The organism is Taklimakanibacter albus (assembly GCF_016595235.1).
GTDB lineage: Bacteria > Pseudomonadota > Alphaproteobacteria > Rhizobiales > Aestuariivirgaceae > Taklimakanibacter > Taklimakanibacter albus.
In genome coordinates, this window is record NZ_JAENHL010000009.1 from 17,555 (window position 1) to 39,829 (window position 22,275).

General features: G+C 61.4%; 18 protein-coding genes. All 18 read left to right on the forward strand.

The window, feature by feature from the left end:
• Position 1 precedes the first annotated feature (1 nt).
• The 18 genes from JHL16_RS34685 to terL all read left to right on the forward strand — a co-directional run bounded on the left by JHL16_RS34685 (position 2) and on the right by terL (position 21,346).
• Positions 2–1,678 carry a portal protein gene (locus JHL16_RS34685; RefSeq protein ID WP_200189751.1) on the forward strand — a complete coding sequence of 559 codons (1,677 nt, stop codon included), beginning with the start codon at positions 2–4 and terminating at the stop codon, positions 1,676–1,678.
• The gene (locus tag JHL16_RS34690) at positions 1,668–2,582 is read left to right on the forward strand and encodes a hypothetical protein (RefSeq protein WP_200189759.1); all 915 of its coding nucleotides are present in this window, start codon (positions 1,668–1,670) and stop codon (positions 2,580–2,582) included. Before JHL16_RS34685 ends, JHL16_RS34690 begins: the two co-directional genes overlap by 11 nt.
• A gap of 3 nt (positions 2,583–2,585) precedes the next feature.
• A complete protein-coding gene (locus JHL16_RS34695) occupies positions 2,586–3,161 on the forward strand; it encodes a hypothetical protein (RefSeq protein WP_200189761.1) in 576 nt (191 codons plus the stop codon).
• 45 nt (positions 3,162–3,206) lie between these two features.
• Positions 3,207–3,566 carry a hypothetical protein gene (locus JHL16_RS34700; protein ID WP_200189763.1) on the forward strand — a complete coding sequence of 120 codons (360 nt, stop codon included), beginning with the start codon at positions 3,207–3,209 and terminating at the stop codon, positions 3,564–3,566.
• Positions 3,567–3,623: 57 nt separating this feature from the next.
• A complete protein-coding gene (locus JHL16_RS34705) occupies positions 3,624–4,571 on the forward strand; it encodes a major capsid protein (protein ID WP_200189765.1) in 948 nt (315 codons plus the stop codon).
• A gap of 109 nt (positions 4,572–4,680) precedes the next feature.
• Positions 4,681–5,280: a hypothetical protein gene (locus JHL16_RS34710; protein WP_200189766.1), complete on the forward strand. Its 600-nt coding sequence runs from the start codon at positions 4,681–4,683 to the stop codon at positions 5,278–5,280.
• Positions 5,281–7,821, forward strand: a complete 2,541-nt coding sequence (locus tag JHL16_RS34715) for a phage nozzle protein (protein WP_200189768.1) — start codon at positions 5,281–5,283, stop codon at positions 7,819–7,821.
• Positions 7,822–7,824: 3 nt separating this feature from the next.
• Positions 7,825–8,196: a hypothetical protein gene (locus tag JHL16_RS34720; protein ID WP_200189770.1), complete on the forward strand. Its 372-nt coding sequence runs from the start codon at positions 7,825–7,827 to the stop codon at positions 8,194–8,196.
• 251 nt (positions 8,197–8,447) lie between these two features.
• Positions 8,448–8,705 (forward strand): hypothetical protein, encoded by a 258-nt coding sequence (locus JHL16_RS34725; protein WP_200189772.1) that lies wholly within the window; start codon positions 8,448–8,450, stop codon positions 8,703–8,705.
• Positions 8,678–9,181: a virion core protein, T7 gp14 family gene (locus tag JHL16_RS34730; RefSeq protein WP_200189774.1), complete on the forward strand. Its 504-nt coding sequence runs from the start codon at positions 8,678–8,680 to the stop codon at positions 9,179–9,181. Before JHL16_RS34725 ends, JHL16_RS34730 begins: the two co-directional genes overlap by 28 nt.
• Positions 9,182–11,956, forward strand: coding sequence for a D-Ala-D-Ala carboxypeptidase family metallohydrolase (locus JHL16_RS34735; protein WP_200189776.1), 2,775 nt, complete (start codon positions 9,182–9,184; stop codon positions 11,954–11,956).
• Positions 11,957–12,118: 162 nt separating this feature from the next.
• Positions 12,119–12,733, forward strand: a complete 615-nt coding sequence (locus JHL16_RS34740) for a glycoside hydrolase family 19 protein (RefSeq protein WP_200189778.1) — start codon at positions 12,119–12,121, stop codon at positions 12,731–12,733.
• Complete coding sequence (locus tag JHL16_RS34745) at positions 12,726–16,382, forward strand: RodZ family helix-turn-helix domain-containing protein (protein WP_200189780.1); 3,657 nt, start codon at positions 12,726–12,728, stop codon at positions 16,380–16,382. The genes JHL16_RS34740 and JHL16_RS34745 overlap by 8 nt, the downstream gene beginning before the upstream one ends.
• A gap of 9 nt (positions 16,383–16,391) precedes the next feature.
• Positions 16,392–18,437: a hypothetical protein gene (locus JHL16_RS34750; RefSeq protein ID WP_200189782.1), complete on the forward strand. Its 2,046-nt coding sequence runs from the start codon at positions 16,392–16,394 to the stop codon at positions 18,435–18,437.
• Positions 18,437–18,730, forward strand: a complete 294-nt coding sequence (locus tag JHL16_RS34755; protein WP_200189784.1) for a hypothetical protein — start codon at positions 18,437–18,439, stop codon at positions 18,728–18,730. Before JHL16_RS34750 ends, JHL16_RS34755 begins: the two co-directional genes overlap by 1 nt.
• Positions 18,718–19,035: a hypothetical protein gene (locus JHL16_RS34760; RefSeq protein ID WP_200189786.1), complete on the forward strand. Its 318-nt coding sequence runs from the start codon at positions 18,718–18,720 to the stop codon at positions 19,033–19,035. The genes JHL16_RS34755 and JHL16_RS34760 overlap by 13 nt, the downstream gene beginning before the upstream one ends.
• Before the next feature lie 9 nt (positions 19,036–19,044).
• On the forward strand, positions 19,045–19,317 hold the full coding sequence (locus tag JHL16_RS34765; protein ID WP_200189788.1) for a spike base protein, RCAP_Rcc01079 family: 273 nt from the start codon (positions 19,045–19,047) through the stop codon (positions 19,315–19,317).
• A gap of 193 nt (positions 19,318–19,510) precedes the next feature.
• Positions 19,511–21,346, forward strand: a complete 1,836-nt coding sequence (gene terL, locus JHL16_RS34770) for a phage terminase large subunit (protein ID WP_200189795.1) — start codon at positions 19,511–19,513, stop codon at positions 21,344–21,346.
• Positions 21,347–22,275 lie beyond the last annotated feature (929 nt).

Consider the following 22,275-nt stretch of genomic DNA (forward strand, 5'->3'; position numbering starts at 1 on the left):
AATGGACTACGACCACAAGGATCGCGGCGAGTACAGCCTCGGCGAACCCGCAGCGGCGCTCTACGGCCGGCTTAAGACCAAGCGTGACGCCGTGCTCAGCACCGCCAGGGAGATGGCAACGATCACCATCCCCTCCCTGTTCCCGCCCGAAGGCTACCAGTCTGGCGACCAGATCGGCGAGAACAACCAGTCAGTCGGCGCACAGTGCATCAACACGCTTGCCTCCAAGCTGATGTACGTTGCGTTCCCGCCCAATCGGCCGGCCATGCGGTTTGAGCTCGAAGAGTACAAGCTCAAGAAGGAGAATGACGGCCTCTCGGAGGACGACAAGCAAGTCCTTCTCTCAAAGCTCAATGTGGCCCTCGCCTCCCTGGAGGTCACACACAAGCGGCGCATGGAAGCAACGCGGGTCCGCATGGCCTACGTCACCTACATGAAGCAGCTCGAAGCTGGCGGCAACGCAGCGTGGGAGCACGAGAAGATTGGCGATCCGGTTGTGCACCGCATGGACACCTACGTGGTCAAGCGGAACAAACGCGGCGAGCAGCTCTTCGTTATCCTTGAGGAGACGCTTCTCTTGGAGGATCTCCCCAAGGAGTTCGCCGATCGGATGCGTGAGGAGCGCAAGATCGACTTCGAGGGTAAGGCACCGTGGGAGTGCGAGATCACGACTCACCGTGTCTGCAAGACTGTGGGCAGCAAGGATGCGCCGCGCTACATCGAGTGGTCCGAGTATGAGGGGGAGATCATCCCCGGCTCAAAGGAAGACCAGGACGACCTCCCGCAGATCTACGCCGGCTGGTTGATCCCCCAGTACGGGGAAGACTGGGGCCGCTCCTACGCCGAGGAGTATCGTGGCGACCATTACATCGTGGAGAACGGCTACGCGGCCCTTCAAGACGGCATGGCGGCGGCTGCGTGGACCCTCTTCGGTGTGAAGCCGGGCGGCTCGACCAAGCTGGCGGATCTCATCAAGGCGCGTAACCTCAAGTGGGTCACGGGTGACCTAGTCAATGACGTCACAGTGCTCCGCGTGGACAAGGGCAGTGACTTCGCCTTCGTGGACAACACCACGGCTAAGGCTGAGCGCCGCCTCGCAAGGGCGTACCTCATGGTCTCCTCCGTGCAGCGTGATGCCGAGCGTGTCACGGCCGAGGAGTGGGTACAGCTCACGGGCGAGCTGGACGAGGCCATGGGTGGTCTCCACTCGGTGATTGCCCAGACGATCCAGCGCCACGTGGTCATGAAGTTCCTCGCCCTCCACAAGAAGGAGGAGCCGGATCTCCCGGACTTCGAGAAGATCGCAGGCGCCGATGTGGTCCGCACGGAGATCGTCACGGGCGTGGATGCCTTGAGTCGCAGCCATGAAGGCGCGTCTCTGCGTCGTCTGCGTCGTGCTCTCGTTGAGGATCTCGGCCCAGAAGGTGCTGCCCGCGTCATGAGCGACATCGAGTATGCCCGCCGCTTGGCCGCATCCGAAGGTGTCCAGACCGCAGGCCTTATCCTCGAAGACAAAGACATCCAGGCGAACGACCAATCGAAACTCCAGACGGGCATCGCCGCACAGGCTGCACCTGGTGTCATCGAGAAGGTCGCCGGCACGATGGCCGAGGGGGGCAAGGAAGCCCTCCTGCAACAACAAGCTCAACAGAATGGAGTAATGCCAAATGGCAACTAAAAAGAGTGGTCCGCTCGATGTCGAGACCGCGATTGGCACCGACTCAAGCGTCTCCCTCTCGATGGGCGACCCGGAGAACCCCGATGCCGTCGCCGAGACCAACGATGAGGCTGGCCTTGGCGTCGATGCCGGCCTGAAGAAGGACAAGAAGGAAGTCCCCGATGAAAGGCCTGAGGACACCGAAGAGGATAGTGGCGGTGATCTCGAAGAGGGATCGGAGGGACAGGACGGTGAAGGTGACGATGCTGACGGAGACGGGGAAGGTGATAAGGAGGCGGCACAAGATCCAGCCACTAAGCCCCTCGGCAAGTTCGACGCCAAGGACGTAGCTAAGTGGGACACCCGTTATCAGAAAGACGGGAAGTTCAACATGGATGTCCTGTCCTCGGAGTTCGATCGCAACATCAAGGATGGCGTCGGGCAGCTCGATGACGGCACCTATGACTATCTGGCCTCGAAGGGCTGGCCCAAGGAAGACGTTAAGGCCATCGAGGCGGCCCTCGTTGAGCAGCGCAAGGCGTTCTGGACGGGCACCATCGCAAAGGTCGGCGGCAAGGAGCTGCTCGATGCTGCCGTGAAGTGGGGGCGTGAGGGCGGCTACTCGAAGGAGCAGCAAGCCCGCTTCAACGCCACACTCAAGGGCAGCGACTCTGCAGCGATCGAGGAGGCCCTTGAACTCGTCATCACCCGCTACCAGAAGTCTAACACCAAGGGCGGCAAGACCTTCAACAGCTCCGACAAGCCGAACCGTGGCGGCGGTGCTGGGGGTGACATCTACAAGACGAAGGACGACTGGAAGGCCGACCAGAAGAAGATCAAGGACATCCGCGATGCCGGCAAGCGCCAGCAGGAGCACAACCGGGTCCGCGAGAAGCTGAAGCGCTCGCAGAAGCACTGGAAGTAGCGCATGGCGTTCCCCGTTCTCGCGGTCATCTCGGCGGTCAGCCAGGTGTTCGGATGGGGCAAGGACCTTGTGTCCGGCTACGTGCAGAAGAAGGCACAGTTGGCCGAGGCCGAGCTGGACTACAAGGTCAAGGAGATGCAGGCCCGCTCAGAGCTGGCCCTCTACAAGGTCAAGGCAGACGTGGAGTGGGACCTTAAGTGGGCCGATGCCGCGCAAGCCTCGTGGAAAGACGAGTGGCTCCTGATCTTGTGGAGCATCCCCCTGGTGGGTCTCTTCATCCCGCCCCTCCGACCCTACATCATCGAAGGCTTTGAGTATCTCAAGGCTTTCAACCCCGACGCCCCCGGCTGGTACATGGCCGGCTGGAGCATCATCTTCGCGGCCACCTTCGGCGTTAAGAATGCCATCAAGTTCATGGCGCCTGGTCGCATTGCCAACCTCGTCTCCACCATCGCCTCGGCACCCGATGACGTGCCCGATGAGGCCATCGAGGAGATCCGAGGGAAGAACGCCACGTCTCAATCTACCGGGGACGATGCGCGGAAGCCGCAAGGCAACTGGAAGGGCGCCCCTAAGTAGGCACCTTCGAGCAACCCGGTAGCTCAACCACAACAAGGAGTAACGATGGTCGATAAACGCACCATCTTCATTGGCGACGAGGCTGATAGCTATCGCCAGGTGAAATCCATTGCGGGAACGCCGTATACGCTCGTCGCAGACGATGCGGACAGCCTTCTCGTTCACACCCACGGCTCTGCGACGGTCCTCAATGTTCCGCTTCAGGCGGACGTGGAGTTCCCGATCGGCACCAAGATCACGGTCCTTCAGTATGGCGCCGGCCAGATCACCTGGACCGCTATCGGCGGCGTCACGCTGCGCAAGGGCCTCCCGACCCTCAAGAGCCTGGGGCAGTACGCGACGACCTGGGCCGTGAAGATCGGCCTCAATGAGTGGCTGGTGAGCGGCGAACTCGCTGCGTCTTAACAGGCGCCAATCCTCTCACATCGTGAACTAATCAACATATTGGAGAATTGAACACGCATGTCTGCATATACCGACAGCCGTTCGCAACCCGGTAAGAAGGGCCAGTCCGGCACCGACGACCGCGAGTTGTTCCTGACGGAGTTCGGCCAGATGGTCCTTGAGGCCTGGGCCGAGACCAACGACTTCGAGTCGCACACCTATACGCGCACCATCCAGCGCGGCAAGGCGGACAGCTTCCCGATCATCGGCCGCAAGCGTGATGCCACGGAGCACACCCCCGGCGAACTCATCACGGGCGGCACCGTGGAGCACAACGAGAAGATCATCAGCCTTGACAAGATGCTGGTTGACTCCGCGTTCGTCGCCGAGGTGGACGAACTTATGGCCCACTACGACATCCAGGCGCCCTATGCCCGGCAGTTGGGTGAGTCCCTGTCTACCACCTTCGACAAGCGCGTTGCGATCATGCACGTGCTGGCTTCCCGCGTCACCGTGCCGGACTATCAGGGCGGCCCCGTGCCGTCCTATGCGTTCCACGCCAACATGGCGACCGACCCGGCGCAGCTCGAAACGGCCTACTTCAAGGCCGTCGAGTACATCAAGACCTATGACATCGGCGGCGGCGACATCAAGGCGTTCCTCCCGTGGGCGCAGTACCTTCTGCTCTCCCGCTATACGGGCATCGACGCCGAGGTCACCACGGGCCAGGGCGATCGTGGCAACGCGAAGGTCGGCCTTGTCGCCGGCATTGCGACCAAGGGCACCAACCACATCCCGAAGACCAACATCACGACTGGCAACGCCAAGTTCCAGGGCAACTTCGTGAACACCGTTGGGTTCATCTCGAACCCCATGGCGGTCGGCACGTTGAACCGTCGTGGTCTTCGTGTGGTGATGAAGGAACAGGAGGACCGCCTCGGCACCCTCTTGATCGCCTCGAAGTTCAGCGGCCACGACAAGCTGCGCTGCGAGTGCTCCTTCGAGCTGGCGACTGTCACGCGGTAACCAACTTCAGGTGGCCGCCTGGCGCTAGCACCTGGCCCTGGCACCTGAGCCTGGAGGGAGGGCTTAACGGCTCTCCCTCTCGTTTCATTCCTTAGGACCTTTTCACATCATGCCCGACCTCCCGTCCTACTCGGCGATGATGACGGAGATGGAAGCCGTCAACCTCATCCTGCGATCCTGTGGCATTGCCCCCTTGACCACCAACATGGCTCTCGATGAGACGCCGGATGGCGCCAAGGCCCATGGTGAGCTGATGGACACCGCGAGGAACGTTCTTTCAAGCGGCTGGAACTTCAATCGCAATATCAACGTGAAGCTGGCACCCAACGTCGATGGCCACGTGCTTCTGCCGGCGAACACGCTCAAGGTCGACACCATTTGCACCGATTACGGCAAGCCGCTCATTCAGCGGGGCGCCAAGCTCTACGACCGCGAGGCCAACAGCTTTGTGATCGGCAAGGAGATCATTGTCGAGATCTACGTCATGCTCGCCTGGGAGGAGATACCTCAAGTCGCCCGCAACTACATCGCCGTTGTCGCGGCTCGAAGGGCCACAGGGGGCAAGATCATCACCAGCGGCGAGGCCTGGCAGTTCACCCGCGAAGACGAACTCAAGGCCCTCACCCTGCTCGAACAGCACGACTCCGACATCGAGGACTTCGACAGCTACAACGTGAACCCGCACTTTGCGAAGATGGGGAGGCGCTAGTTGGCGACTAAACCGTATCCCGTCGCGAGCATCATCCAGGGCATCAGCCAGCAAGCCATCCATCATCGCCGAGACTCGCAGTGTGAGGACCAGGAGAATTGTGTCAACTCACCCGTGGATGGCGTGAGGGACCGGCCCGGCTCGATCCTCACCAAGTTCCTCGCCTCGGCTGATTACTCCGACGCCTTCTTCTACTTCATCGACCGCAGCGCTGATGAGAAGTACGTGGTGATCGTGCTCGATGGCGACCTCAAGGTCTTCAACGTGCTGACTGGCGTTGAGGCCACCGTGACGTTCTCGGCCGCGAAGACGTACCTCGATGCTCCCACCGGGAAGGTGGCTGACAGCTTCGCTGCCGTATCGATCGAGGACACAACCCTCATCGGCAACAAGACGATTGCCCCCGCGATGAACAGCGGTGATGTGGCGCCCGATGCCGTCAATGAGTGCCTCGTGTACATCCGCGCTGGCAACTACCAGATGGAATACACCCTCGGCATCGACTACGGGGGCACCAAGCGCCGCTGGAGCTACAGGACCGCCACACAGGCGTCCACGCCACCGGATGATGATAATGCCATCACCACAGACCAGATAGCTGCCAGCTTCTACCGCGCCCTCACGGGCAACACTGCGAGCGGCTCAAGCGGGGGCATCATCGGCGGGACCTACAATGGCGATCCTGGCTGGGCCGCTGGTGGACCTGACGCCCGCAAGAACAGCATCGTAACTACGCCCGGATACACCCTCACCTCGCTGGGCTTCACGGTACAGCTCAACGGCAACGTCCTCAGAATAGCTCGAGGCGATGCCAATCCGTTCACCCTCGATGTCGCTGACGGTAATGGCGGCAACAACATGACGGGCATCCAGGGCGCCGTGCAGGCCTTCGCGGATCTCCCCAACAACTGCTTCGATGGCGTGATCGTCAAGGTTCGCGGCAACAAGACGGACGTGGACGACGATTACTATGTGAAGTTCGAGGGCAGCGGCCGGTCAGGATCGTGGGTGGAATGTCCCAAGCCCGGCCTCAAGCTCAGCCTCGACGCCGCCACGATGCCCCACCAGTTGCTCAACACGGGGCTCAACACGTTCACATGGAGCCGCCCCACGTGGTCCAAGCGCATCTCGGGCGACGGCGACAAGACCTCCCCTGAGCCCAGCTTCGTGGGCAAGCTCCTCAAGGATCTCACCTACGACAACGCCAGGTTCGGTATCCTTACGGCCGCCTCGCAGGTTTGGTCGAAGACCTCCAATGCGTTCACCTTCTTTGCGGACACCGCGAAGACGAAGCTCGCGACTGCACCCGTTGATCTCGACATCGCCTACAAGAAGCCTTCGATCCTTGAGCGCTTCATCCAGGCTGGCGAGCTGTCCATGGTGTGGGCGCCTGGTGTGCAATTCCGCATCGACTCCACCGACCAGGGCTTCAAGGAAGACACCGTATCGGCCAAGCCGGCGAAGAACTACGAGTTCTCCCACAAGGCTGCACCCGTGGCAGTGGCCGACAGTCTCTACTTCGCGACGGAGCAGCTCAACTTCGCGATGATCCGCGATCTCCTCATCCGTCAGGAGAGGATCCTTGGGGCTGTCCCCATCACGGCGCATGTCCCCCGGCTCATCCCGAATGGTGTGAGGCACCTGGTGGGCGGCGACAGTCTGTCCATGCTCTTTGCCGGCAGCTTGGGGCTTCCCAACGTCCTGTTCAACTATGCGTGGCTCTTTGGGGAGAACGAAGAGCGGGTCCAATCAGCGTGGAACAAGTGGACCTTCCCGAGCAGCTCCAACATCGTGTGGGTCGCGGTGTCGGAGACCAAGATCTTCCTCGGGGTGCAGAGACCTGGTGGCTTCTCCCTGGAGTACATGGACTTGGCGTTCACCTCTCGTGACCCCGGCGAGTCCGACTACACCACGCAGCTTGACATGCGGTGCTACGGCGGCGCCTCCCCTGGAAGCGGCTGGGTGGGGGTGACCAGCATCACCTACAATGCCGGCACCAACAGGACCACCTTCGTGATGCCCTTCGCGCCCAGCGAGGCCGTGGCGGACCCGTCGAAGCTCGTTGTTGTCACTCGTACGGCAACTGCGGATGTCACTCGCGGCACCATCTTCAAGGTCCTCTCCGTGTCAGGCAGCACGGTCACCGTCCAGGGCAACCTCACGGGGCTCAACTTCTTCGTGGGCTGGCGGGTGATCACTCGGCAGGAACTCTCGCAGCTCGTCGTGAAGGACGACAACGGGAATGTCCTCTTGCCAACCCGGCTCGACATCAAGGAGCTGCGTGTGGCGTATGCGAACACAGCGTACTTCCGCATCGAGGTCGTGGTGCCTGGAGGCCGGACCTACAAGAGCGAATACCAGGGCCGACACCCCGAGAAGTCCAGCGGTGGCATCCAGCAAGGCACTGGGTTCTTGGTCCAAGGCGTCTCCAATCCGGCCGATGGCGCCAGGATCACCCTCATCAACGATAGCCCATTCCCCTCCGCATGGACCGGCCTGTTGTGGCTCTACGACACCACGGACCCGGCTCTGAAAGGATAATACGTGACGTTCATCTTCAATCGCAACCGGCCGTTGCTCTGTCTTCTGGCCGGCCTCTTCCTGTGCGGCCTTAAGTGGCCCTTCAATTGGTTCGGCGGGCAGGATGCCAACCGAAAGGCGGCCATGCAGGCTTCGAGCTTTGGGCTTCTCCATCCGGCGAGCCCCCTTTTGATCAACGCCTGGGATCGCCTTGAGGGCAAGGTCCCAGACAATGACGGCGAGTACGGGCGCACAACGCACAACCTCACGAACCTTGCCATTGAGTGGACGAGGGTGTGGACGCCCTACGCCACTAAGTACATTGCCTCCTTCGGCGTCTACCTCATCGTCCTGATGATCGCTGCGATGAGCCTCGCCGTTTACTTCGAGTTGTGACCTCTCGCTCCAGGCCCGGCCTTGTTGCTGTGGCCGCCGAGAGTTCGCATGTCCCGCGCCTCCTCGCTATAGTCCGCCCAGAGGATCGACTTGAATGGGTCGCATCTTCGGGAACCCCACTCGCTGAAAGTCTGGCGAGCCTTACGAGATGGGGCGGCTTAGCGCGGACGGCTTTAACGCCTGATGGTGATGTTCTCGCCATGTGGGGCGTTGTTCCCTCGTCACTTAGCGGGGAGGCCGGGATCGGATACGTGTGGCTCATCGCCACCACTCTTGCCCATGATCGCGTCTTTGCGCTGCACCGCGTGATCAACCCCGAGCTGGGCAAGCTCCACGACAGATACCCCAAGCTCGTGGCGGTAAGTGATTGCCGCAACCCTGTTCACCACAAGTGGCTCGACTGGCTGGGCTTTGCCTTTGAGGGCATCGTTCCGTTTGGTCCGTGGGGCCTTCCCTTCAAGCAATACACTAGGATGGTTTCATGTGCGGACCCGCAGTCGGCCTCATAGCGGCGGTCGGCTCTCAAGTCGTCGGCTTCATGGCGCAACAACAAGACTTCGAGAACAAGAAGGCGGCCTGGGAGCAGAACTACATCAACTCCCTTGCGTCTGGCCGGGAGGAGCAACAGGCGATCACCAACCGCGCGATCGAGGAGCAGGAGGCAAGCGCCCAGAAGATGCACCTCTCGCTGCTTGAGGAGGGCGAGAAGAAAGCGGAAGCCCAAGTGTCGGCCGCCGAGGCTGGCGTGGCAGGCATCTCCGTCCAGTCGATCATCACCGATCTCGGCCGCAAGGCCTCCTACAACCGTGTGACGCTCGATCGCAACTACAAGATCACCGCCGCTCAGCTCACGAGGGAGATGTCGGCAACGAACACTCGCACCCTCAACCGGATCAACTCCGTGGAGCGGCCCACACCGCCTAATCCTCTCGGCCTCGTCTTCGGGGTCATGGGAGCGGGCGCACAGTACGCGGGGCAGATGTAAATGGCACGTATCCCTTCACCCACCATCCAGCTCAACGAGCGCATCCAGCCTCAAGCCACACCCACAGACTCCTACGTCCGCGTGGCAGAGCCCCCCAAGTCCTCCCTGTGGGGCCTCGCGGAGGGCCTTGAGAAGTTCGATACGGGCCTCCAGTCGTTCCTCGCCGAGAAGCGCCAGAAGCAAGCCGAGGCGGACGCCATCAAGGGTGAGACGGCCTTCTACCAGAACAACAGCAAGGGCTACGCCGAGGGTGTCCGCGATGGTAGCATTCCGGCATCCGCAAGTCCGATCTTCATCAAGAATTACAAGAAGGCGCAGGGCAACTCGATGGGTCGCCGCCTGGCCGGCGACATGGCGATTGCCTATGAGCTGTGGGACGGGAAGGACTCGACGGACCCCGCAGCGTTTGACTCGTGGTTCTCCAACTATGTGAGCACCAACCTCAAGGAGACCGATGAGGAGGTCCTCGCCGGCATCCTTCCGCAGCTCCGCGTGTCAGCCGAGAACCTGCACAACGCCAACCTCAAGGGCATCGCCGACAAGACCTACTCGGATGGCGTGAAGGCCCACGTTGCGTCGGCCACTGTGCGGCTCGATGAATTGAACACCCTCGGCGTCGAGACCAAGGAGGGCGTCAGCTACGATCAAATCTGGGAGGACATCACCAAGCAGCGCCAGGATGCCATAGCTTCGGGTGTTCGCTCGGATGACTTCGACAAGGAGCTGGTCGCGATGATTGCCTCTAAGGCCATCGAGCACCAGGACCCTGCGATCATGCAGCTCCTCGATCGTGCACTCCCCGGCAAGAAGTACGCCATCAAGGACGACCCGCAGTTCCGCTCTGTGCGGCAACAAACCGAGGAGCAGCTCATGGCGTTGGCCGTCAAGCAACAGAGCGAGGAGTACACTCGTCAAGAGAGAGCCGATGCGAAGCGCAAGAAGGAGCTTCAGGGCGCGGCCATCGAGCAGCTCTTCAAGGATCCCGATGCGCAGATCCCCGAGGAGGTCCTTAAGGAGGGCTCGAAGCTCGACGGCAACTTCCGCATCGACATCCTCAACGCCCGCAAGGCCATCAACGAGTCTGGCGGCATGGAAGATCCTCGGGCCGTCGCAGAGGTCTACCGCAAGATCGCGGAAGGTGGTGGCACCAAGGTTGTCATGGATGCAATGAACAATGGAGTGCTCACAGGCAGCTTCAAGGAGGCCTGGAACTTCGCGAAGGCTGTTGAAGACTCCACAGGGCGTGGGGGCGGTATCCTGAAGGACGGCAACACGCAGCGCATCCGCGATGCCATCTACAAGCGCACCGCCGTGGACACCGGGCTCAACATGCTGGATCCCTCGGGGTGGAGCGATGATGGTCTTGCTGCCGTGGTGGACTTCGAGCGGGGACTCATTCAGTGGGACCAGGCGCACCCTGATGCGTCGGCCCTGGAACGCTCCGAGGCCATCAACAAGATCGGCAAGCAGATCCTCGACAACATCAACGCCGACCCTGAGGTGCGCGGCTACAGTAGCCCCACAGGCCCGACCGATCAGAACCCCTTCGGCAAGAAGCCTGAGGAGGCGCCCGTTGAGGAGCAGCCCGCCAAGCCACAGGGCGAGCAGAAGCAGGGAGCAGTCGAGCAGTCGGCCCCTGAAGAGCGCATTGAGGGCACGGCCTTCGGTAACCTCCTCGACCAGATCACCCAGAAATACGATCTTCCTGAAGGCTTCCTGTCCATCCTCCACCAGATCGAGGCAGGCGGACGCTTGGATCCACCTGACTCCGTGGCGGGCGCCGGGGGTCCCTTTCAGATCATGCCAGATACCGCCAAGGAGTTCGGCGTTGCGGACACCAGTAACTTCGAGCAGTCCGCTGACGGGGCCGGTAAGATCGCACAGAGCCACGGGAAGCAGCTCCGCAACATCATCGGCCGTGACTACACCGAAGAGGAGCTATACATGGCCTACCAGCAGGGAGCTGGTGGTGCCGGCGCCTTGTTGAACAACCCCGACAGTAACGCTGTGGATGTCCTCACGAAGGTCTATAAGGGCAACAAGAAGAAGGGGCGCTCCGCAGTCATCGATAATGGCGGCCGGGCCAATATGACAGCCAAGGAGTTCACCGATGCGTGGACTCGGAAGTGGAGAGCCGAAAAGGAGGGGATGGGCATCAGCCCGCCTGACATCAACACCCTCACGCCCGGCACTCGATCCCTCCTGGAGAACCTCGCCAAGCAGCGCGGCCTCGATCCCAAGGACATCATCAAGGAAGCCTGGAAGAACCTGAAGGAAGCCGATGCGGGAGCCTTCGTGTCGCGCAATGTGAACTCGGATGGCCCCCCTGAGCTGGACCCTGTGACCCAAGGCAAGCGCAAACCGCTCTCCATCGTTGACTATGCCAACCGGGGAGCCTCTCCTGAGGAACTGGCGCGGACGGATCCGAAGGTGAAGCGCATCTGGGAGAACGCGGTGGCTGCTACAGGCTACAACCTGCGGATCAACTCAGCGGCCCGTGATCCTGTTAGCAACAGGAAGCGCGGCGGTGCCCAAAGCTCCCAGCATCTTAAGGGAAAGGCCCTGGACATCGACGTGAAGGATCTCCCCAAGGCCGACCGCATACGGCTCATCCGCATGTTCTCGCGAATGGGGGCCAAGGGCATCGGGATCTACAAGAACTCCATTCACATCGACGTGCGCGGCAAGAAGGCCTCCTGGGGCCAAGACTACCACCTCGGCTCTGTGCCTGAGTGGGCAAAGGCCGCCATCAACGAGCACCTGGGATCGCCATGATGTTTGTCGTCTACGCTCCGTACAACGAGACAGCGACGGTGTGGTGGCACGTGTTCTGTCCAAGCTCTCCTGAGGGTGTCATTGAGGGGTTAGCCCGCGAAGATGGCACCTCCGTGTTTATGATCCCACCGACCTCCTGGGATAACTAAAGGACATCACCCCATGCAGATACCAGAGCGGGCCATCCTTGCGGTGGCGCCGAAGGCCAACCCTGTTGTGCTCAAGGACATCACGACGCTTGAGCCATACGTCTGGACCAACTTCGGGCTCCCCAACCGCAAGGAGATCATCCAGTTCCTCGCTCAGTTCGTCCACGAGTCGCGCGGCCTGACGAGCTTCGAGGAGAGCCTCTACTACAAGTCGGCCGAGCGGCTCATCGCGGTGTGGCCCAAACGGTTCAATGCCCGCAACGCGCAGGGCTATGTGCGGAACCCTGAGCGGCTCGCCAACAACGTCTACGCTGGACGCCTCGGCAATGGTGACGCGGCCTCAGGTGACGGCTGGAAGTTCATCGGCCGTGGTGGTCTCCAGGCTACCGGCCGCGAGTGGTACACCTACCTGTCCAAGCGCCTCAACTACGACTTCATTGCGGACCCCACGGCGCTCGCTCTCTCTGAGTGGGCCTTGCCGTCTGCCCTCGCGGTCGCGGAGAGGATGAAGCTCGGCGCCATCCCTGACTTTGTGAAAGACACCGAGAAGCTCAACGGCGGTCGTACTGGCCTGGCTGATCGCCAATCCATCCTCGCCAAGCTGGAGAAGAATATCCCTAATGGCTGATCCTCGCCTTGACTCCCCTTCGCCGCAGAACCCCACGTTCTCGGATGATGTAGACCCTGACGAGAAGCTCCTCACGGAAGCGGCCGATCGTCTCGCCGTGGGTCGGCAGCAACAGGCCCAGACCGAGATCGACGCTGAGTTCGGACCCAACGCCCCGCTGCCTGAAGATCCTCGCCGCATGAAGCCCTCTCAGATCGGCCAATCGATCGCTGCGGGCATGGTCAAAGCGGGGCTTGAGGTCAAAGACTTCGTGATGGGCGAGCCGAACTTCGAGGACAAGTCGCCGCTCCGCAAGGAAATCGAGCACAAGTCCGACTCTCTGCGGATGACCTCGGGCATCAACGCGGCGGCCGGCAGCATCTCTCAGTTCGTCACTGGGCTTGCTGGCGCCGGAAAGATCCTCGGGCCGATCAAGACGGGCAGTCGCGCCCTTAAGTGGGGCTACGAGTCTCTCAAGGCTGCGGGTGTCGGCGCCATGGTGTTCGATCCCCACGAGCAGCGCCTCGCGGATGTGGTCGAGCAGTTCCCTGCCATCTCCAGCCCCGTCACGGAATACCTACAGTCCGACCCCACGGACAGCGCCGCCGAGGGCCGCTTCAAGTCCGCCGTCGAGTCCATCGGCATGGATGCGGTCTTCGCGGGCATCTTCGCGCTCAGCCTCAAGGGCATGAAGCTCATCAAGACGGGCACAACTAAGAACGTGACGGCCGGTGCCCAGCTCCTCGACCAGGCTAACACCGAGATGGCGACCTATGCGTCCGACAAGGAGCGCCTCTCGCAAGGCTGGACCATCAAGACTGAGGGCGATGAGATTGTGCCCACGGATGCAGAGCGCCAGTCCCAAGGGTGGACCATCAAGGACGAGAGCGGAGTGGCCCCGCAGCCGGCGCAAGCGGCACCCTCTACGGAGGCCCCAGGAGCCCCCACAGCGCCTCCCACAGCGGCGGACTCTGGCGTAGCTCCCGTAGGCAAAACGCCGGCAGTGAGTCCCGCAGGCGCACCGCAAGCCGCTCCCAAGGTTGTCCAGGGAGACGCCACCCAAGCGACCGACATCAAGCCCATCACGGCGCCGAAGGACATCACGGACGACGAAGTCACGCGGATCCTCGACGCGGCCGACACTGCGACTGGCGCCAAGATGATCGACCAGACGGGCTCCACCTTCTCGGGGATCTCGCCGGGAGGCCTCATCTCGTGGACCAAGGTGGGCGGCCCTGCGGAGGTGCAGCTCTATGTGCAGAAGCTCTCCGAGGTTGTCGCCAAACGGCTCACCAAGGCGAAGGGCGGTGATGTTCTGTCCGATGCCCGCGTCAACAAGATGGTGCAGGCCCGTGCGGATCTCTTCGATGAGGACCCGGCGCTCGTCATGGGCTTCCTCAAGCAGCAAGGCAAGAACGCCAACAGCATGGTGGCCGACATGGAGGCCTCCTACGCGGTGTCCAATGCCATCCTCTCCGACAGCTACAAGATGGCCCAGAAGATCAAGTACGGCGCGTTGGAGCAGTGGGGCGGGGACGCTGCGAAGGCCATGGAGGACTTTCTAAAGGTCACGTCTCTGGGCGTCGAGATGCTCGGCTCAGCGCGGGCCATGACGGCGAACTTCGGGCGAGGCCTCAGGCGGCAACGCAAAGAGTTCAAGCTCACGCCGGCAGACATCGAGAAGTTCAAGACGCTTGGACCCGAAGCCCTCGTTGAGGCGGTCTACCACTCGCAGGGCAACCCGAAGCTCATCTCGAAGACGCTCTCGCCGGGCTACTGGCAGCGCCTCCAGAAGGGCGCCGAGTTCCTGCTCATCAACGGTCCCTTGTGGTGGTACCCCACGCATGTCGTCAACGGTATCTCCAACCTGTACCTGCTTCACGCTCGCCCTGCGGAGAAGATCATCGGGTCCCTCGCCATGGGCAAGGCAGGGTCGCAGATCCGCAACCAGGCGCTCAAAGAGTACCGCTTCATGTACGGGGCAATCTGGGATGGCCTAGAGGCCGGCTGGGACGCCTACAAACGGGGAGACTCTAAGATCGCCCCGCACGAGAGCGCCTTCCAGGATCTAGCGGCTTCAGGGGACAACATCGCCACAATGTTCAAGCCCTTCACGGACATCAGCTCCGTGCTCCACAACATGCTGATGGCCTCGAAGCTTGCCCTCGGTCAGCCGACCAGAGCACTCGGGGCTGTGGATGAGACCGTCAAGGTTATCCGCTATCGTGCTGTCATTCAGGCGCGGGCCGCACAGGAGGCCACCGATCAGGGTCTTAAAGGTCAGGCCGCACAGGCTTACATCTCCAAGTCGCTCGATGACTCCTTCGATGAGGCCGGCCAGGCGATCGACATAGCGGCGCTTCGGGAGGCCCAGGCGACGACCTTCTCGCAGCCGCTCCAAGGCAAGACCTTGGGCCACACCATCCAGACGAATGTCGCCACACACCCCTTCCTCCGCACTGTCTTCACCTACGTCCGCACTCCAATCAACGCTCTGCGGTACACGTGGAAGATGACGCCGATCCTCAACATGGCGCAAACGGAGTTCCGCAACAGCATCTTCGGTAAGCTGGGACCTGAAGCCCAAGCCCACGCGATCGGCCAGATGTCGCTCGGGGCTCTCATCATGGGAGCTGCGGGGGGCTTCGCTCAGTCGGGAATGCTCACAGGGCGTGGTCCCAATGACCCCAAGCTTCAAGAGCAGCTCAAGTCCACCGGGTGGCGGCCCTATTCGTTCGTGTGGACTAGCGAGGACGGTAAGAAGCGCTACCTGCCGATCGGCCGCCTGGATCCCGTGGGCATGCTGTTCGGCATCATCGCGGACTTCCACGACATCTCGCAGCATCCTGACAAGTACGAGAACGGCAACGAGGTCCTCGGCGCGGCCGGCATTGCGCTCCTCCAGAACATCCTCAACCGCACCTACCTGATGTCCGTCCAGTCGGCGCTTCGCGGCATGATGGAGCCCGATAAGAGCTTCGGTAAGTGGGCGGGTAATGTAGGCGAGGCCATGCTCCCCGCATCGTCGCTGCTCCGAGGCGTGAACCCCGATCCGTACATGCGCGAAGCTCGGACGATGATGGACCACGTCTTGGACAACACCCCTGGCTACTCCAACACGCTGCCCCCAAAGCGCAATGCCCTCGGCGAGCCTATCACCGCGCAGAAGGGCTTGTGGTCCACCTCCGACAATGATGGCGTCGATGACGAACTCACGCGCATCATCCACGAGACGGACGGCGGGATAACTCAGATGGCGCCGAAGCTCATGGAGGGCCTCGACATGCGGGACCTGGAGCTGGAGGATGGACGCACCGCGTTCGATCGCATCCAAGAGCTGGCCTTCAAGCCGAGTCCCCGTCAGCCCAACATCAGGGAAGCCCTCGCGAAGCTCTTCAAAGACAAGCGCTACCAGGAGGCCCCTGATGGCAAGAGCGATTTGGCGGGCACAAAGTCTCGGGCCATTGCGGGGCTGCTTTCGAGATACCGCGAGGCCGCCAAGAAGCAGCTCCTCCGCGAGAGCAAGATCTTCAGGGATGCTGTCACCAAGAGGAAGCGCGAGACCATCGCTGCGGCCCGCCTGAAGCGCAACCCCGGCAACCAGCCGGCCCAGCCGCAAGACAGCGCCCTCGGGATGCTGCTCGACATGTTCAACCTTCAGCAGAACTAAGGACACCTGATGTCGTACAACACGCGGAGTTCCTACACCGTAGGGGCGCCCAGCACCACTATTGCCATTCCCTTCCCGTATCAGCTCAAGGCTGACGTCAACCTGGTGATCGGCGGGGTGCCTCTTAATGGCGCTGATGCCGTGTGGGCCGACCCGTCAACCATCACCGTCCCCACGATGAGTGGCGGCACTGTGGTGAAGCGTCAACGCACGACCCTCGGCACGGAGATGCGGGCGGTCTTACAGCCGGGCAACTACAACGCCTCCAGCATCAACAGCGCCCTCACACAGCTCCTCTACCTCCAGCAGGAGGGCCAGGACCGCATGGATATCCTGGAGGACAATGATGGTGTGATCCTCGATGAGCTTGCGGCCTCCGTTGCGGCTGCGGCTGCGAGTGCCAGCTCGGCGAACACCTCGAAGAACCTTGCCGCTGCGAGTGCCACTGCGGCCAGCGGCTACAAGGATCTCACGGCGGCTGATGCAAGCAATTCGCTGGCTGCTCGGATCGCGGCTGAGGCGGCCCGTGATGCTACCCTCGCGGCATACGACAACTTCGACGATCGCTACCTGGGCGCCAAGGCGAGCGATCCTGCGGTGGACAATGACGGAGATCCTCTGACTGCCGGCCGCCTGTATTTCAACACCGTGTCTGCGGCCATGATGATCTACACGGGGTCGGCCTGGGTAGCCGCCTATGTGTCTGGCACGAGCTTTCTCGCCAAGGCTGGGGATGCGATGCTTGGGCCGCTCACCCTCGCTGGTGCCCCCACACTGGCCCTCCATGCGGCACCCAAGAACTATGTGGACCAGAAGATCAGCGATGTGGTCAACAGCTCGCCGGCCCTTCTCGACACACTGAGTGAGCTTGCCTCCGCGATTGGCAACGACCCGAACTTCGCCACGACCGTTCTCAATGCCATCGCCCTTAAGGCTCCCACCAACTCGCCGACCTTCACGGGCGACCCCAAGGCGCCAACCCCAAGCCCCGGCGACAGGGACACCTCCGTTGCCACCACGGCGTATGTCCAGGAGGCACTCGCCGGCCAGGAGGTCACGGCGTCTCCGAGTGCTGACACCAACAACCTCTCGGGTGTCGATGCGCTGGGATCCGAGGTGACGCTCATCTTGACGCCGACCGCGAGCTTCAACCTCACGGGTGTCGTGCCGGGCAACTGTCGGCGGCTTAATGTGATCAACGGCACCTCAGGCGCATCGGGGCGTCTCGTGGTTCTTCCTCACGAGAGCGGCAACTCGACGGCGGCTAACAGGTTCTCGATGCCTGACATGATGCCGCGCTTCCTTGCGCCAGGGGACATCTTCACGTTTGTCCGCGCGGGTAGTCGCTGGGTTCCAACAGGCAGCGCCTCGTGGACGCAGTCCTTCCCCGTCTGGGGCGACATGGTGGCTAACAGCACCCCCTGGATCGGCTCATTCTCTGGCACTGGGGCCGCAGGCGGCGCCGCTTTGAACTCCTACCTTGCGACTGACACAACGCAGAAGCCTCAGGGGACCTTTAAGCTTGACACCGGCACGACCAATACTGGTGCCACCCATAACGGCCTGTACGGAGGGAGCCAGCTCAATCCGGCACAAGGTCCAGGACTTGTGGTCGGCCGGCTCGCGGTGCCCCTGTTGTCCACTGTGTCCGAGGAGTTCGCTCTTAGGTTCGGCTTCCATGACAACATGGCGACGGACTCCGATGTCACCGACGGCGTCTACTGGGAGTATCTCCGCACGGCCTCCGTGAACTGGTCCATGAATTGTGCTGGCGGTGGGACCCGCTCCAAGACCGCTTCGGGTGTTGCCGTGGACACCAACTATGTGTGGCTGGGTATCTTCGTCAACTCCGACTGGAGCCGCGCCGACTTCTTCATCTCACAGGACGGCCGCACGTGGACCTTCGCGGGCTCTCAGTCGGGCGCCAACATGCCGATCGCCTCGGAGACCACGGGCTTTGGTGTGGTCCTTCGGAAGTCAGCGGGTACAACGAGCCGCACCGCCGAGGTCGACCTCATGGCCTATCGCTATGACACTTATCGCGGAGCGGCGTGATGGCTGACCTCCAGCATGTGACGGTCGAAGATCGCATCATCCACTACCTCCAGCTTCCCAACCAGATCGCGGACCTCAAGGTGGCCGTCGCAAGGCTGGAGACCAAGATGGACGTGGTGATCTCCCAGGACAAGAAGACGGAAGTGCGCTTCGAGGACCACGACTCGCGGCTCGTTAGCCTTGAGCAACACGGCGTTGCGACGAGCGCAAAGCTGGGCCTAGGCAAGTACTTCTTCGAGATCCTCTGGTCCATCATCCTCGCATTAATAGGAGCCGGCGTATGGCTGAAATAGAAGACGATCCCCCGCCCAGCGGACACAATGATCCCGAGGGCGACCTCCAGGCTGAGGCGGAACGCGATACAATCCTGCGGATGACCGAAGACGACATCCTCAAGGAACTCAGCAAGCTCTCTCTCGCGGACATTCTCCTCAAGCTCAAGCTGGGGCAGTGCGACTACCGGGATCATGCGGTCATTGCGAAGATCCTCAAGGATCGCGGCTATGCGCTCCCCGTTAAGAGCGATGAGGAGGAGCAGCAAGACGAACAGCGCTCGCCGGCAAGCCTCCCCACCTATCTCCCTGACGACACCGAATAAGGAACCTCCATGCCTGTCATTGCAGTTGACAACTACTCGCCCAACCAACAGCGCCAGCTCGGCCCACACGACGATGCCGCAGCGGTGACCAAGAGCGACACCGATGAACTCGTGGAGGTTGCCGAGGGCTTCCTCGTGGGTGCTGACGGAAACATCGTGATCAAGACCGCTCGCGGCACCACCCTGACGATCGCCGCAAAGGCTGGCGTCGAGTACCGCATCAGGATCCGCCAGGTGCTCTCCACCAACACCACGGCCACTGGCATCGTTGCGCTGTACTGATGAAGATCGTCCAGGAGATCAACCTCAGGATCAAGGCGCTGGAGAGACAGAAGGCCGAGATCCAGAATAAGTGCTCTCATCCAGGCCACACTCGTACCGCGAGGGCAAACACAGGGAACTACGACCCCTTCAGCGATCGGTACTGGTACGACTGCAAGTGCACCCTCTGTGAGAAGTTCTGGCGAGAAGACCAGTGATCCAACCTGAAGCCTTCTCTCCAAGCGCCGCTAAGGCCGCCATCAAGTCCGAGACCGCACTGACGGGGATGAGCGCCAGGGAGGTCGATGCGAAGATCCGCAAGGACTTCCGCTACTTCCTCTACCTGATGTGGAAGCATCTCGGCCTCCCGGAGCCGACTCGCCTCCAGTACAACATCGCGTATTGGCTGCAGCATGGCCCTGATCGCCAAATCATCATGGCGTTCCGTGGTGTGGCGAAGTCGTGGATCACTGCGGCCTACGTCCTGTGGCTGCTCTACTGCGATCCCCAGAAGAAGATCCTCGTGGTCTCGGCCTCGCTCAAGCGCTCCATCGCCTTCACCAACTTCTGCCTCATGCTCATCCGCCAGTGGCCGCTCCTGGAGCACCTGGCGCCGAGGATGGACCAGAGGCAGTCGAGCGTCATGTTCGACGTGGGGCCAGCACTGCCCGATCAGTCACCGAGTGTCCATGCGGCCGGCATCACGGGACAGATCGTGGGCTTCCGCGCGGATGAGATCGTCCCCGATGACATCGAGACGAACGACAACTCCAAGACGACCGTCATGCGTGACACCTTGAAGAACAACGTCAAGGAGTTCGATGCGATCATCAAGCCGGGCGGCAAGATCAAGTACCTCGGGACGCCGCAGACGGAGAACTCGATCTACATCACGATCATTGCTCGCGGTTACACTTGCCGCATCTGGCCGGCGAGATACCCCGACGAGAAGCAGGTTGCCGCCTATGGGGACAAGCTCGCGCCATTCATCAAGAAGATCGCCCAGTCGGAGATCAAGCTTGTAGGGAAGAGCACGGAGCCAACACGCTTCAGCGATGAGGATCTCTTCAAGCGCGAACTGTCGTGGGGCCGCTCAGGCTTCGCCCTCCAGTTCATGCTCGATACAAGCCTTGCGGACGGCGATCGGTATCCCATCAAGCTACGCAACCTCATCGTCATGTCCTTGGATCCCAAGAAGGGACCCGAGAGCCTGGCGTGGAGCAACGACGCCTACTATGCCCACAAGGAGCTGCCTGTTCTGGGGATGGACGGCGATGGCTACTATGGGCCTGTGTCCGAAGAGAAGCGGACCATGTCGCCCTACAACTCGACCATCATGATCATCGACCCCTCAGGTGGTGGCGCCGACGAGACGGGCTTCTCAATCATGTCCGAGCTGCATGCCCGACTGTTCCTGCACAAGACGGGCGGCTTCCTGGACGGCTTCGGGCCGGCGACACTCCAGGCACTCGCTCAGTTGTGCGTTGAGTATCGCGTCAACAGGTGTCTCATCGAGAGCAACTTCGGTGACGGCATGTGGACGGCCCTCTTCCGGCCGAAGCTCGTGGCCGCCTGGGAGAAGCACAATAAGTCGGTCCAGAAGGCGCTCCACGGCGGCACCACCATTGAGGAGGTCACCGCAAGCCGTGCCACGAAGGAGGAGCGCATCATCTCGGCCCTCGCGTCTGTCGTGAAGGCCCACCAGCTCGTGGTCAACACCGATGCCATCCGCGAGGACTACGAGAGCCTCTCGAAGATCGACGGCGAGAACGACAGGCAGAGCTACTCGGCGTTCTACCAGATGTCGCGGATCACCAATGAGAAGGACTGCCTGGCCCACGAGGACCGCCTGGAGACGATTTCTGTGGGTGCCCTACACTATGCGCCAGCCCTCGGCGTGGCCCCTGAAGAGTCCCTACAGGCCGCTGAGGAGCGCCGCATGGATGAGGAGCTTGAGGCCCTATTCGCGGAGGCCGACGAGATCCAGGGCGTTGGGCGGGCTCCTGGGGGCCTCAGGCCGGGGCTTCGAGGGGGTGGCCTAAGGCACTGATAACATTGGGTGATCAATATCCTCACTGTACCAGTCCCCCCCGGTTGTCCATATAGGGTATACATAGAGTAGGGCTCTAGGACTGTCCTCAAGGTAGGGATGGTCCTCCCTGCCCATCTCCATCATGCTTAGGGTCTTTACTTAGCTGTAGTGCTCGAAGTGACCTAGGAGTCCAGGCCTAAGGTAGCTCCTTGATGCCGGCCCTAATGAGCCTCCCCCGAGCTGATGGAGATGAGAGGACAGATCACCTGGTCTAAGTGCGTAAAGTGACCCGGATGCTCCCCTAGGGGTCGATCATTTGAGAGGTCACCTTTACGTGCGAGCGGTCGCGATCCCCCCATAGGGGTCCCAAGGTGCGCCGGAAGGGCCTAATCAAGGGGGTGCGGGCACCTAGCGCCACATCCAGCGCCGCCACGCCACGCCTAACCCATTGATTTCCTTGTAGTTCCGAACAGATTTGTAATCTGATTGTGCGCCACATTAGGCTCTAGCTGCCAGTTTGGCCCTCAAGTTGCGGCAAGACGCAAAGGGCTCCCCTGAGAGGGCACATCATTGAGCACTGCTAGGTCACTTCGCGCGGCTAGAGCATGGGGGCACGACCACAGGCCCAACCTCAGGCCCGCCATCATGTACAGCCGCAGGCCTCGCCACCATGTCCACAACCTCAGGCCCTCGCCACCAGGCCTCGCCATCATGTGCCGCGATCATTAGGGCACGGCATTAGGTCTGAGGCCTTAGGTCTGCCATTGGGTGCGGGGTGATGAAAGCGCCAATATATAAAGTGAGCCGGACGCATCTATTCGTTTTGTGCATAGCTCCCATGCGCAAACATTGTGGCGATCCTAGTAGACAAACCGCGCAAATCCTCTCATATTGTGATCTATCAACTAAACGATAGGAATTGCACGATGGCTACTTGGCATCAGAGG